This window comes from Streptomyces sp. NBC_01210, assembly GCF_036010325.1.
Taxonomy (GTDB): Bacteria; Actinomycetota; Actinomycetes; order Streptomycetales; family Streptomycetaceae; genus Streptomyces.
In genome coordinates this window covers 5,236,542-5,249,818 of sequence record NZ_CP108549.1, presented here as the reverse complement: position 1 = coordinate 5,249,818, position 13,277 = coordinate 5,236,542, and the positions used below count along the sequence as shown (strand labels likewise).

At 69.4% G+C, this 13,277-nt stretch carries 10 protein-coding genes and 1 pseudogene; 1 reads left to right on the top strand and 10 read right to left on the bottom strand.

Annotated elements, in window-relative coordinates; translation table 11 throughout:
- Positions 1–81: 81 nt before the first annotated feature.
- From topA to OG735_RS23820, 7 genes are all read right to left on the bottom strand, one after another.
- On the bottom strand, positions 82–2,928 hold the full coding sequence (gene topA / locus OG735_RS23850) for a type I DNA topoisomerase (protein ID WP_327325195.1): 2,847 nt from the start codon (positions 2,926–2,928) through the stop codon (positions 82–84).
- A gap of 210 nt (positions 2,929–3,138) precedes the next feature.
- The gene (locus OG735_RS23845; RefSeq protein WP_327325194.1) at positions 3,139–3,336 is read right to left on the bottom strand and encodes a hypothetical protein; all 198 of its coding nucleotides are present in this window, start codon (positions 3,334–3,336) and stop codon (positions 3,139–3,141) included.
- A gap of 305 nt (positions 3,337–3,641) precedes the next feature.
- On the bottom strand, positions 3,642–5,153 hold the full coding sequence (locus OG735_RS23840) for a class I SAM-dependent methyltransferase (RefSeq protein ID WP_327325193.1): 1,512 nt from the start codon (positions 5,151–5,153) through the stop codon (positions 3,642–3,644).
- 138 nt (positions 5,154–5,291) lie between these two features.
- The gene (locus OG735_RS23835; protein WP_327325192.1) at positions 5,292–5,978 is read right to left on the bottom strand and encodes a small secreted protein; all 687 of its coding nucleotides are present in this window, start codon (positions 5,976–5,978) and stop codon (positions 5,292–5,294) included.
- A 187-nt stretch (positions 5,979–6,165) separates the two neighbouring features.
- Positions 6,166–8,571, bottom strand: coding sequence for a sodium-translocating pyrophosphatase (locus OG735_RS23830; protein WP_327325191.1), 2,406 nt, complete (start codon positions 8,569–8,571; stop codon positions 6,166–6,168).
- Positions 8,572–8,845: 274 nt separating this feature from the next.
- Positions 8,846–9,295, bottom strand: coding sequence for an ATP-binding protein (locus OG735_RS23825; RefSeq protein WP_327325190.1), 450 nt, complete (start codon positions 9,293–9,295; stop codon positions 8,846–8,848).
- 91 nt (positions 9,296–9,386) lie between these two features.
- The gene (locus OG735_RS23820) at positions 9,387–9,740 is read right to left on the bottom strand and encodes an STAS domain-containing protein (protein ID WP_003967428.1); all 354 of its coding nucleotides are present in this window, start codon (positions 9,738–9,740) and stop codon (positions 9,387–9,389) included.
- A gap of 79 nt (positions 9,741–9,819) precedes the next feature.
- Between OG735_RS23820 and OG735_RS23815 the strand changes: the two genes are divergently transcribed.
- Positions 9,820–12,303 (top strand): DEAD/DEAH box helicase, encoded by a 2,484-nt coding sequence (locus OG735_RS23815; RefSeq protein ID WP_327325189.1) that lies wholly within the window; start codon positions 9,820–9,822, stop codon positions 12,301–12,303.
- Here the strand turns inward: OG735_RS23815 and OG735_RS23810 are convergent.
- From OG735_RS23810 to OG735_RS23800, 3 genes and pseudogenes are all read right to left on the bottom strand, one after another.
- Positions 12,239–12,604, bottom strand: coding sequence for an Rv3654c family TadE-like protein (locus OG735_RS23810; RefSeq protein ID WP_327325188.1), 366 nt, complete (start codon positions 12,602–12,604; stop codon positions 12,239–12,241). The genes OG735_RS23815 and OG735_RS23810 overlap by 65 nt on opposite strands.
- Positions 12,601–13,008, bottom strand: coding sequence for a TadE family type IV pilus minor pilin (locus OG735_RS23805; RefSeq protein WP_442812478.1), 408 nt, complete (start codon positions 13,006–13,008; stop codon positions 12,601–12,603). The genes OG735_RS23810 and OG735_RS23805 overlap by 4 nt, the downstream gene beginning before the upstream one ends.
- A gap of 106 nt (positions 13,009–13,114) precedes the next feature.
- Positions 13,115–13,225: pseudogene (locus OG735_RS23800) on the bottom strand (DUF4244 domain-containing protein); the annotation flags it as partial.
- Positions 13,226–13,277: the final 52 nt, after the last annotated feature.

Genomic DNA, 13,277 nt, shown 5'->3' with positions numbered 1-13,277 from the left:
CCGAACATACGGGCGCTTTGTACGGAGGGTGGGAAAACTCCCCGAACAAACTCTTCGCACAAAGCGCCCGTGATGCTCTCGCTACTCGTCCGTCGACGCCTTCGCCGACGCGGCCGTCTTCTTCGCCGCGGCCGCCGTCGTCTTGGCCGCAGCCGTCGTCTTCTTCGCGACGGTCTTCTTGGCCGTCGTCTTCTTGGCTGCCGTCTTCTTGGCCGCGGTCTTCTTCGCCGGTGCCTTCTTGGCCGCAGCCTTCTTCGCCGTCTTCTTGGCGGGGCCCTTGGCGCGCTTCTCGGCGAGTAGCTCGTAGCCGCGCTCCGGCGTGATGTCCTCGACACTGTCGCCGGTGCGGAGGGTCGCGTTCGTCTCGCCGTCCGTGACGTACGGGCCGAAGCGGCCGTCCTTGACGACCACCGGACGCTCGCTCACCGGGTCCGTGCCCAGCTCCTTCAGCGGCGGCTTGGCAGCTGCCCGGCCCCGCTGCTTCGGCTGCGCGTAGATCGCCAGGGCCTCGTCGAGCGTGATGTTGAAGAGCTGGTCCTCGGTCTCGAGCGAACGCGAGTCCGTGCCCTTCTTCAGATACGGGCCGTACCGGCCGTTCTGCGCGGTGATCTCGACGCCTTCCGCGTCGACGCCGACCACCCGCGGCAGCGACATCAGCTTCAGCGCGTCCTCGAGCGTGACCGTGTCGAGCGACATCGACTTGAAGAGCGAGGCGGTACGCGGCTTGACCGCGTTCTTGCCGGTCTTCGGCGTGCCCTCGGGCAGCACCTCCGTGACGTACGGGCCGTAACGACCGTCCCGCGCGATGATCTGGTGCCCGGTGGCCGGGTCGGTGCCCAGCTCGAAGTCACCGCTCGGCTTGGCCAGCAGCTCCTCCGCGTACTCCACGGTCAGCTCGTCCGGCGCGATGTCCTCGGGAACGTCGGCGCGCTGGTGGCCCTCCGCGTCCTTCTCACCGCGCTCGATGTACGGGCCGTAGCGGCCGACACGCAGCACGATCCCCTCGCCGACCGGGAAGCTGGAGATCTCCCGGGCGTCGATCGCGCCGAGGTCGGTCACCAGCTCCTTGAGACCGCCGAGGTGGTCGCCGTCGCCGTTGCCCGCCGCGGAGGCCACACCGGCGTCCGCGTCGCCCTCGCCGAAGTAGAACCGCTTCAGCCACGGCACGGCCTGCGCCTCGCCCCGCGCGATGCGGTCGAGGTCGTCCTCCATGCGTGCGGTGAAGTCGTAGTCGACCAGTCGGCCGAAGTGCTTCTCGAGCAGGTTGACCACGGCGAAGCTCAAGAACGACGGCACGAGCGCCGTCCCCTTCTTGAACACATACCCGCGGTCGAGGATGGTGCCGATGATCGAGGCATAGGTCGACGGGCGGCCGATCTCGCGCTCTTCCAGCTCCTTGACCAGCGAGGCCTCGGTGTAGCGGGCCGGCGGCTTGGTCGCGTGGCCGTCGACCGAGATCTCCTCGGAGGAGAGCGCGTCGCCCTCGGCGACCTGCGGCAGACGCCGCTCACGGTCGTCGAGCTCGGCGTTCGGGTCGTCGGCCCCCTCCACGTACGCCTTCATGAAGCCGTGGAAGGTGATCGTCTTGCCGGACGCGGTGAACTCCGCGTCCCGGCCGTCGCTCGCCCGGCCGCCGATCCTGACGGTGACGCTGTTGCCGACCGCGTCCTTCATCTGGGAGGCCACGGTCCGCTTCCAGATCAGCTCGTAGAGCCGGAACTGGTCGCCACTCAGACCCGTCTCGGCCGGAGTGCGGAAACGATCACCCGAAGGACGAATCGCCTCGTGCGCCTCCTGCGCGTTCTTGACCTTGCCGGCGTAGACGCGCGGCTTCTCCGGCAGATAGTTGGCGCCGTACAGCTGCGTTACCTGCGCCCGCGCTGCCGAGACGGCAGTGTCGGAGAGAGTGGTGGAGTCCGTACGCATATAGGTGATGAAGCCGTTCTCGTACAGCTTCTGCGCGACCTGCATGGTGGCCTTGGCCCCGAAGCCCAGCTTGCGGGAGGCCTCCTGCTGCAGCGTCGTCGTACGGAAAGGTGCGTACGGCGAGCGGCGGTACGGCTTCGACTCGACCGCGCGGACGGCGAACGAGGCGTCCTGGAGCGCAGCGGCGAGCGCGCGGGCGTTCGCCTCGTCCAGGTGGAGAACCTGGTCGGACTTGAGCTGCCCGTCCGAGCCGAAGTCGCGGCCCTGGGCGACGCGCCGTCCGTCGACGGTGTTCAGGCGGGCCGTGAGGGTGGACGGGTCGGAAGCGTCCCCGGCACGGCCGGTGGAGAAGGTGCCGGTCAGATCCCAGTACTCGGCGGAACGGAAGGCGATGCGCTCGCGCTCACGCTCGACGACGAGGCGGGTGGCGACGGACTGGACACGGCCGGCGGACAGCCGCGGCATGACCTTCTTCCACAGGACCGGCGAGACCTCGTAGCCGTAGAGACGGTCGAGGATTCGGCGGGTTTCCTGGGCGTCGACCATGCGCTTGTTGAGCTCGCGCGGGTTGGCGACGGCGTCGCGGATCGCGTCCTTGGTGATCTCGTGGAAGACCATCCGGTGGACGGGGACCTTGGGCTTGAGGACCTCGAGGAGGTGCCAGGCGATGGCCTCGCCCTCGCGGTCCTCATCGGTGGCGAGGTAGAGCTCGTCGGATTCGGCGAGCTGCTCCTTGAGCTTCCTGACCTGCGCCTTCTTGTCGGCATTGACGACATAGATCGGCTGGAAGTCATTCTCGACGTCGACGCCGAGGCGCCGCACCTCGCCGGTGTACTTCTCGGGCACCTCGGCGGCGCCGTTCGGGAGGTCGCGGATGTGCCCGACGCTCGCCTCGACGACGTATCCAGGGCCGAGATAGCCCTTGATCGTCTTAGCCTTGGCAGGAGACTCGACGATCACGAGTCGGCGGCCGCCCTTTGCGGTCTCGCTGGTCGGGGACAACTTCGCTCTTCTCTCCGGTCGACGCTCGATGGGCACAAACGGCAGTAAGACCGTGTGGTCACGGTTCTGCCGCCGCTGTCGCTGCGGAGTGTGACGGTACAACCCGCCCTCGTGTCAAACGGCAAAAGCCCGCAACGGCCACTCGAACGGTAACCCGACTCCGGCCATTCCTGCCGCCCGGACCGGCACGTCGGCGGCTCCGGCCCCAGATCAGACGCGGCCGAAGCACCACACCCCGAGGGCCAGGGACGCCGCGCCGAAGAGTGTCGAGAGGGCGACGGCCGTGGCGGGGCTCACTCCGTGCGCGACGGGGGCACGGTGCAGCACGCGTGCTCCTGTCCACAGCAGCAGCCCGGCCCCGAACAGCGCGAACGCCGTCCCGGCGAAGATCGCTGGCCCGCTCTCCATGCCCGTACCCCGTTCTTCCCCGATGTCCGGACTTCCCGGCGGCCCGAGGCTGACAGCTCGGGGCGTCAGGGGCACGAATTCCTGGTGAACGCCGCGTGGGTTCACCCGCCCGGTCGCGGTGACAGATCGAGAGCCGGGCGGAGCGCGGCGTGCGGGACGGGGCGAAGGGCGGGCCGGGAACGTCGAGGAGGGCGCAGCGGAGGCGGCAGCTCCTCTTCCTCTTGTTCTCTTGTTTCTCTTGTTCTTCCTGCTCCTGTTTGCTGTTCTGTTTGCTGTACAGCTTGCGGATGTTGGCCGATTTCACCTCATGGACGGACCGGTTCCAGGAAGCCCTCCTCGACCAGCAGCCGTACGGCCTGCGGCGTGCGGTCGCGGAGCACCACCGGGTCCTCATCGATGAGCTGGGCAATCGCGTCCAGGATCCGTCCGGCGCTCAGCGTGCCGTCGCACACCCCGGCGAAGCCCGCGCCGACCGTGTCCACCTTGGTGGCGCGCCGCATACCGCGGTGCTGACGGAGCACCACATGCTCGGGGTCCTCCGCGCCCGGCAGCCCGACCTGCTCCTGCACGACTTCCGCCGCCAGCCTGAAGTGACCGGCGAGCAGGGCCGCGTCGTCGTGCGTACGCAGATAGTCCTGCCGCGCGAAATGCGCCAGCACGCTCTCGCCGAGCGGCTGCTCGACGGGGTGCGGCCACTCCTCGGCGACGATCGACGGGCGCTCGGAACCGGACTTCCTCAGCGTGATCCAGCCAAAGCCGACCGCCTTGGTCCTACGCGCCTCGAACTCGTCCAGCCATGCGTCGTACCGCGCCGCGTACTCGGCCGGGTCGCTGCGGTGGTCTCCGCTGTCGCGCAGCCACAGCTCGGCGTACTGCGTCACGTCCTGCACCTCACGCTGCACGATCCACGCGTCGCAGCCGCGTGGGACCCAGGAACGCAGCCGCTCCTGCCACTCCTGCCCCTCCACGTGCTGCCAGTTGGCGAGGAACTGCGCGTATCCCCCGTCGTTCAGTCTGGCTCCCGCCTGCTGAACGAGCGTGCGGCACAGATCGTCCCCGCCCATCCCGCCGTCCCGGTAGGTCAGCCGGGCGCCGGGTGAGATCACGAACGGCGGGTTCGACACGATCAGGTCGTATGTGTCCTGCCCGACCGGCTCGAAGAGCGAGCCCTCGCGCAGATCGGCCTCCGGCGCCCCGGAGAGCGCGAGGGTCAGCCGTGCGAAGTGCAGGGCGCGCGGGTTCAGATCGGTGGCCGTGACCCGCGTCGCGTGCTGTGCGGCATGCAGCGCCTGGATGCCGCAACCGGTACCCAGATCGAGCGCGGAGGAGACCGGCGTACGGACGGTGATCCCCGCGAGCGTGGTGGACGCCCCGCCGACGCCGAGCACCACCTCCTCGCCATGGCCGCTCGCGCCGCCCGCACCGCCGACCGCGCATCCCAGGTCGGAGACAACGAACCAGTCCTGTCCCTCGGGTCCGCCGTACGGCCGCACATCCACCGTGGCCCGGACCTCCCCGCCGTCGCGCAGCAGCCAGCCGTCGGCCAGGCACTCCTCAAGGGGCAGCGCGGCTCGCGCCCGCTCGTACGCGACGGGACGCTGGAGCAGGAACAGCCGTACGAGCGTGTCGAGGACGCCGTCGCCGCGGGTGGCCCGCAGGGCGGGCACGGTCTCGCTGCGGGCGAGCGCGGCATACGCGGGCGCACCGAGCAGGTCGAGCAGCCCGTCGGCGGTGAAAGCGGCGGCGAGGAGGGCTTCACGCAGCCGGGTCGAGTGGTCGGGCGAAGGAAGGCCTGCGGCAAGGCTGGTCGTACTCACCCGCCCATTGTGGCCGCCACCACTGACAAACGCCGCACGGCCCGGCCCCCGTGGTGCGGGGGACCGGGCCGTGCACGCGTGCCGAGCCGTACGGCGGGGCTGAGCCGGGCGCGCGGGCGGAGGCGGGCAGGGGGAGGGTTATGCCTTGCTGGACGCCTTGCTCGAGGGGGTAGCTCCGGCCTTCGCGGGGCTCGAGGGGGTCGCTCCGGTCTTCGCGGGCGCCGAGGAGGATGAGTCTGCCGGTTCGGACGGGGCGCCGGGAGCGGGCGCGGGGCTCGACGTCTTCTTCCCCTGGCAGCCGGGCTGCTTCGCCATCGCCGTGCCCAGTTCGCCGGACTGCAGCTTCTTCAGCGCGGCCTGGTCCATGTTCTCGATCTTCTTCAGCCCGTCGGCGACGCCCTGCAGGCCGTCCGCGAACTTCTGCTGGTCCTTCGCGTTGAGAGCGTCGACCTGCTTCTTCAGGTCGAGATACGCCTTTGCCGTGGCGTTGAGTTCGTTGACCGCGTCCGTCTGAAGCTTCTCGCCGTTGTCGACGGGCGGCGTGCCTGCCGCCTTCACGGCGGCGGCGAGCGCACTGTCCGCGGCGGCGATGTCCTGGAAGGCCTTCGAGTCCGCGGCCTGGATGTCGGCCGGCTTGCCGTCGGCTGCGGTCGAGATGATGGTCTGCTGGGCGTTGGCCCTCTTCTGGATCTGCGGCTGTGCCTGGTCGCAGACCTTCTTGGCCCAGGCATTCACCTTGCTGTCACCGCTGTCGTTGGTGCAGCCCGACAGCGCCAGTACCAGTACCGCACCGCCGGACAGTGCGGCCGCAAGCTTCTTGTTCACCGGATTGGTCCCTTCCAAGGCTCTCGGCCCCGGAACATACACGCCATGTGGGCGACAACCGCGTGTCGTATACCCGATCCATAACCTATTGCAGCCATTTGCACCAAGGGAGACAAGGCTCACCCGCGCATGCAAACGGGCGGACGACGCGTCAAAGTGCGCCGTCCGCCCGCGTTTTGAGCTGGTGCTACGAAACCACCGCTGGATCAGGTGACTTCGAGCTCCGCTCCGCGGAGTTGCCTTCGTCACCGACAGCGATGCCTCGCCGCTTGGAGACGTACACCGCGCCGGTGATGACGAGGATGGCGAGTACCGCCACCAGCGCCCGCACTCCGGCGTTGGAGTCGTCCCCGTAGCTGAACTGCACCACCGCGGGCGCGATGAGCAGTGCCACCAGGTTCATCACCTTCAGCAGCGGGTTGATGGCGGGCCCGGCGGTGTCCTTGAACGGGTCGCCGACGGTGTCGCCGATGACGGTCGCGGCGTGGGCGTCACTGCCCTTGCCGCCGTGATGGCCGTCCTCGACGAGCTTCTTGGCGTTGTCCCACGCGCCACCGGAGTTGGCCAGGAAGACGGCCATCAAGGTGCCGGTGCCGATAGCGCCCGCGAGGAAGGAGCCGAGGGCTCCGACGCCGAGCGAGAAGCCGACCGCGATCGGGGTCAGTACGGCGAGCAGACCTGGTGTGGCCAGCTCGCGCAGCGCGTCCTTGGTGCAGATGTCGACGACGCGCCCGTACTCCGGCGTCTCGGTGTAGTCCATGATCCCGGGGTGCTCGCGGAACTGCCGCCGCACCTCGTAGACCACCGCGCCCGCCGACCGGGACACCGCGTTGATCGCAAGCCCCGAGAAGAGGAACACGACCGCGGCGCCGAGGATGAGGCCCACCAGGTTGTTGGGCTGCGAGATATCCATGACCAGGTTCATCGGGGCGCCGTCGCCGACCTTCTCGCCGACGTCCCGTGCGGCGTTCGCGATGGCTTCGCGGTACGAGCCGAAGAGCGCGGCCGCCGCCAGTACAGCCGTGGCGATGGCGATGCCCTTGGTGATGGCCTTGGTGGTGTTGCCGACGGCGTCGAGGTCGGTGAGGACCTGCGCACCCGCGCCCGTGACGTCCCCGGACATCTCGGCGATGCCCTGGGCGTTGTCGGAGACGGGACCGAAGGTGTCCATGGCGACGATGACGCCGACGGTGGTGAGCAGGCCGGTACCGGCCAGTGCCACCGCGAAGAGCGCGAGCATGATCGACGTACCGCCGAGCAGGAACGCCCCGTATACGCCGAGGCCGATCAACAGCGCGGTGTACACGGCGGATTCCAGACCGATGGAGATACCGGCCAGCACCACCGTCGCGGGTCCGGTCAGCGAGGACTTGCCGATGTCCCTGACGGGACGCCGGGTGGTCTCCGTGAAGTACCCCGTCAGCTGCTGGATCAGGGCCGCCAGCACGATGCCGATGGCGACAGCGACGACCGCCAGAACCCGCGGGTCCCCGCTGTGTGACTTGATGGCTGCCTCGGTGACGCCGTCCAACTTGGCGTACGAGGAGGGCAGATAGACGAAGACCGCCGCGGCCACCAGGGCCAGCGAGATCAGTGCGGAGATGAAGAATCCGCGGTTGATGGCAGTCATCCCGCTGCGGTCGGCGCGCCGCGGGGCGACCGCGAAGATGCCGATCATCGCGGTGACCACGCCGATCGCCGGGACGATCAGCGGAAAGGCGAGTCCGGCGTCGCCGAATGCCGCCTTGCCGAGGATGAGTGCCGCGACGAGCGTGACGGCGTACGACTCGAAGAGGTCGGCCGCCATACCCGCGCAGTCACCGACGTTGTCACCCACGTTGTCGGCGATGGTGGCGGCGTTGCGCGGGTCATCCTCCGGGATGCCCTGCTCGACCTTGCCGACGAGGTCGGCGCCGACGTCGGCGGCCTTGGTGAAGATGCCGCCGCCGACACGCATGAACATGGCGATCAGCGCGGCGCCGAGGCCGAAGCCCTCGAGCACCTTGGGGGCGTCGGCCGCGTAGACGAGAACCACGCAGGAGGCACCGAGCAGGCCGAGGCCCACCGTGAACATGCCGACCACGCCTCCCGTACGGAAAGCGATCTTCATGGCCTTGTGCGAGACGGCCGTCAGATCCTTTTCCGGCTCGCCCTCCGCCGGTGTCGCTTCACGCGCGGCCGCGGCCACGCGCACATTTGCTCGTACGGCAAGACGCATGCCGATGTATCCGGTGGCCGCCGAGAAGATCGCCCCCACCAGGAAGAACACCGAACGTCCGGCTCGCTGTGACCAGTCGTCGGCCGGCAACAGCAGCAGTAGGAAGAACACAACGACGGCGAAGACGCCGAGGGTGCGCAACTGCCGTGTCAGATAGGCATTCGCGCCTTCCTGAACGGCTGCCGCGATCTTCTTCATGGAATCGGTGCCCTCGCCGGCGGCCAGCACCTGGCGCACCAGCAGCTGGGCGACGACCAGTGCCGCCAGGGCGACTGCCGCGATGACGATCACGATCAGCCGGTTGTTGTCGGTGAGTACCGCGGCTGCGAGAGAAGTGGGTTGATCGGACAGTTCTGAGTTGACGAGCCCCGCCATTCGTCCTCCTTGACGCTCAGAGCTCAAGATGTGGACGGATTGTAGGGAGCGGAACCTGATCAAAACAGGGCGCGACAAATGTAATTGACCTTCACTTGCTACTCAGCAAATGATCGCGTTCCCAAAGTAGCCCCGAAAGAGGTAATGGGGCAAAGGCATTGACGCTTGATCGATGATCTACGGAAAAGGAAAAAGGCCCTGCTCAAGCAGGGCCTCTTCACTTCCCGGAACTACAAAACGATCAGCAAACTGTCCGCACGGTCGGGCCGCACGATCAGGGCGCTATGGTGGCCGGCGTCGTGGGCCAGCTCATCCGGATCACGCCGCCTTCCTCGGTGGAGGTGACCTCCACGTCGTCGACGAGGCCGCTGATGACCGCGAGGCCCATCATCTCGTCCTCGCCGTCGGAGTCCGGGTCCTCGTCCGCGGCCTCACGGACGCCTGGGGCCGCATGGGACCCACCACCGCCCGCAGCCGGGACCTCGTCCGCGACCTCGATGGAGAAGGCTTTCTCCTCCTCGGACAGCGCCACCCGAACGGGGGCGGTGATGCCATGGCTGCGGTGCAGCCCGACGGCACGGCTGCATGCCTCGCCGACCGCGAGCCGGACCTCGTCCAGCACGGCCTCGTCGACCCCGGCCCGGCGAGCCACGGCAGCGGCCACCAGACGGGCGGTCCTGACATGCTCGGGCTGGGCGCTGAAGCGGAGTTCAACGGTCGCCATGCATTCCCCCTCAGACGTACGGGCGTGCATCTCAGGGGCCCGGGCTGGATGCCCGGTGCCCCTTCCTTCTTCCGGCAGTCCTCGCCGACCGTCAGTCGGTCGCCGCGACAGCTTCGTCGACCGTGGTGTGGATGGGGAACACCTTGGTCAGACCTGTGATCCGGAAGATCTTGAGAATGCGTTCCTGGTTGCAGACCAGGCGTAGCGAGCCTTCATGCGCACGCACACGCTTCAGGCCGCCCACGAGTACGCCGAGGCCGGTGGAGTCGAGGAAGTCCACGCCCTCCATGTCGACAACCAGGTGGTAGCTGCCGTCGTTCACCAACTCGACCAACTGCTCGCGCAGCTTGGGCGCGGTATACACATCAATCTCGCCACCGACCTCGACGACCGTACGGTCGCCACCAGGGCCGGACACATTGCGAGTCGACAGGGACAGGTCCACGGATCCTCCAGCACCTTGCTATCGAGCGGCCGCCCCATGAGGTCTCCCCGGCGGAGCCGGAGGACGGTCGCCAGCCGCGATGGCATTCAATCACTTACCAGCAGCCATGCACGACGCCTTGGGACCATTGTCCGTCACTCCGGTGACACACTCGGTGCCGATGGCCAAGAATCACCGTCCCAGACGACCTCCCGAGAGCGGGGAAACCCGCCCCTCCCCCGGTACGGTCCTCGACCGGCTCACCGCAGGGGCGAGCCGAGCTGCGCGCATCACTCATACGGAGCACTTGCCCCCCAGGCCCGGCCGCCATGCCGTCTGGCCCGACCGCATCCGCCCGGAAGTGATCAACGCCATTCAGCAGGCCGGCATCGAGCACCCCTGGACCCACCAGGCGGCCGCCTCCGAGCACGCCCTGGACGGCGAATCCGTCGTCATCGCCACCGGTACCGCGTCCGGCAAGTCCCTGGCCTACCTCGCGCCCGTACTCACCGCCCTGCTCGACGGCTCCGAGGCCGCCAACGGTCGCGGTACGACCGCCCTCTACCTGGCCCCCACCAAGGCCCTGGCCGCCGACCAGCGCCGCGCGGTGAAGGAGCTCGGCGCGCCGCTCGGCAACCGCATCCGCCCCGCGGTCTACGACGGCGACACGCCCGTCGAGGAACGCGAATGGGTCAGGCAGTACGCCAATTACGTCCTCACCAACCCCGACATGCTGCACCGCGGGATACTTCCCTCACATCCCCGCTGGTCCTCCTTCCTGCGCTCACTGCGCTACGTGGTGATCGACGAGTGCCACACCTACCGCGGCGTCTTCGGCTCGCACGTCGCCCAGGTGCTGCGCCGTCTTCGCCGTGTATGCGCCCGCTACGGTGCGAACCCTGTCTTCCTCCTCGCCTCCGCCACCGCCGCGGAACCTGCCCTGGCCGCCGGCCGGCTCACTGGCCTGCCCGTCCAGGAGGTCGCCGACGACGCCTCACCGCGCGGCGAACTTGTGTTCGCCCTCTGGGAGCCCCCGCTCACCGAGCTCCACGGCGAGAAAGGCGCTCCGGTGCGCCGCACCGCCACCGCCGAGACCGCCGACCTCCTCACCGATCTGACCGTCCAGGGAGTCCGTACGGTCGCCTTCGTACGCTCGCGTCGCGGGGCAGAGCTCATCTCCGTCATCGCCAAGGAACGCCTCGCGGAGATCGACCGCTCCCTGCCGCCGCGGGTCGCCGCCTACCGCGGCGGCTACCTCCCCGAAGAGCGCCGCGCCCTGGAGCGGGCGCTGCACTCCGGCGAGCTCCTCGGCCTCGCCGCCACCACCGCCCTGGAACTCGGCGTCGATGTCTCGGGCCTCGATGCCGTCGTCATCGCCGGCTACCCCGGGACACGGGCGTCGCTGTGGCAGCAGGCGGGCCGCGCGGGCCGCTCCGGCCAGGGCGCCCTGGCCATCCTCGTCGCCCGCGACGACCCGCTGGACACCTTCCTCGTCCACCACCCCGAGGCGCTGTTCCAGCAGCCGGTGGAGTCCACCGTCCTCGACCCGGACAACCCGTACGTCCTCGCCCCCCATCTGTGCGCTGCCGCCGCCGAGCTCCCGCTCACGGAAGACGATCTTGAGCTCTTCGGCCCGGCGACCGCCGAGCTCATGCCCCAGCTGGAAGCCGCCAAGCTGCTCCGCCGCCGGGCCACGGCCTGGCACTGGACGCGCCGCGAGCGGGCCGCCGACCTCACCGACATCCGGGGCGAGGGCGGCCGCCCCGTCCAGATCGTCGAGGCCGCGACCGGCCGATTGCTGGGCACGGTGGACGAGTCGGCCGCCCACACCGCCGTCCACGACGGTGCCGTCCACCTCCACCAGGGCCGTACGTACCTGGTGAAGCATCTGGACCTGGAGGACTCCGCAGCCCTCGTCGAGGAGGCCAACCCGCCGTACTCCACCACTGCCCGCGACACCACCTCCATCTCCGTACTCGAAACCGACACCGAGATCCCGTGGGGCGATGGTCGCCTCTGCTACGGCTCCGTCGAGGTCACCAACCAGGTCGTCTCCTTCCTGCGTCGCAAACTCATCACCGGTGAGGTGCTCGGCGAGACCAAACTCGATCTGCCGCCCCGCACCCTGCGCACCCGGGCCGTGTGGTGGACGGTCACCGAGGACCAGCTGGACGCCGCCCGGGTCAACCCGGAGCAGCTGGGCGGGGCCCTGCACGCCGCCGAGCACGCCTCGATCGGGATGCTGCCGCTCTTCGCCACCTGCGACCGCTGGGACATCGGCGGGGTCTCCGTGCCGCTCCACCCGGACACGCTGCTGCCGACAGTCTTCGTGTACGACGGCCATCCGGGTGGCGCGGGCTTCGCCGAGCGGGCCTTCCACACCGCCCGTGAGTGGCTCACCGCGACCCGTGAGGCGATCGCCTCCTGCGAGTGCGAGGCGGGCTGCCCGTCCTGCATCCAGTCCCCCAAATGCGGCAACGGGAACGATCCGCTGCACAAGCGCGGCGCGGTCCGCCTCCTCACGGAACTGCTCCGGGTGGCCCCGTCGGGCCAGGAGGTCCCGGCGGTCCCGCCCGCGACCTGACCATCGGGGCGTACGGGCCGAAGCGGGCCTGCGCCGTCACATCGGCGATCTCGCCCCGCACAGCGCAGCGCACCACCGCCGCGCCCTGCGCCCGGGCCACATCGACCGCCTTCGCACAGGCTTCGGCGGTGCCGCTCAGGGCGTGGTCCGCCGCGGCGAGTGCCGCCAAGTCCGCGGCGGAGCCCGCCCTGTGTCGGGCGACCACGGCCTGGCCCATGGCCAGGACGGCCGCGAAGACCGCACACAGCACGGTCGTGGCCATGGCGACCCAGACGGTCGCCGACCCACGCTCGCGGTTCACTGGGCCACCTCTGCGGTGCCTCCTGGGCCTGCGGCTGCTCGGCCGGCTCCCGGGCCCTGGGCAGTGTCCTGGGCCGCGGTGTCCTGGCCCACCGTGTCCTCGGCGAGGGCCGCGGCGTCCGCGCTCAGCGTCAGCGCCAGCCCGCCCGGCCCTGGAGCCTTCGCCTCGACCCGCACCCGCCACAGGGCCCCTGACCGCCCCAGCGTGACCCGGGAACCACCCGGGGCCGCCGAGCGGGCGGCGGCCAGCGCGGCCGCCCGTGGCTCTGACCTGGCCGCGGCCCGGGCACCGGCCCGTGCCGCGTCGACGCACTGGATCTGCGCTGAGGCAGCCATCAGCGCCCAGACCAGGGCCATGGCGAAGACCACCAGAGCGGGCACCGCGACGGCCGCTTCCGCCGTCACGGACCCCCTGTCGGGCACCTGGCCGCGCATCTCAGAACTGCGCACTTCAGAACCCGGCGCCTCAAAACCGCGCACCTCAGAACCCGGCGTCTCAGAACCGGGCGCCTCAGAACTGCGCATTGAGCGCCTTCCCGATCACCGACTGCAGCGCCGCCGAGACGGCCCCGCTGGTCACGACCTTGTACAGGACGGCTGCGAAGGCACACGCGGCGCCGGTTATCTAGTGCTGTCAAGCGAAGTTGCAGGTAAACGAGCTAGAACCTGTTCTG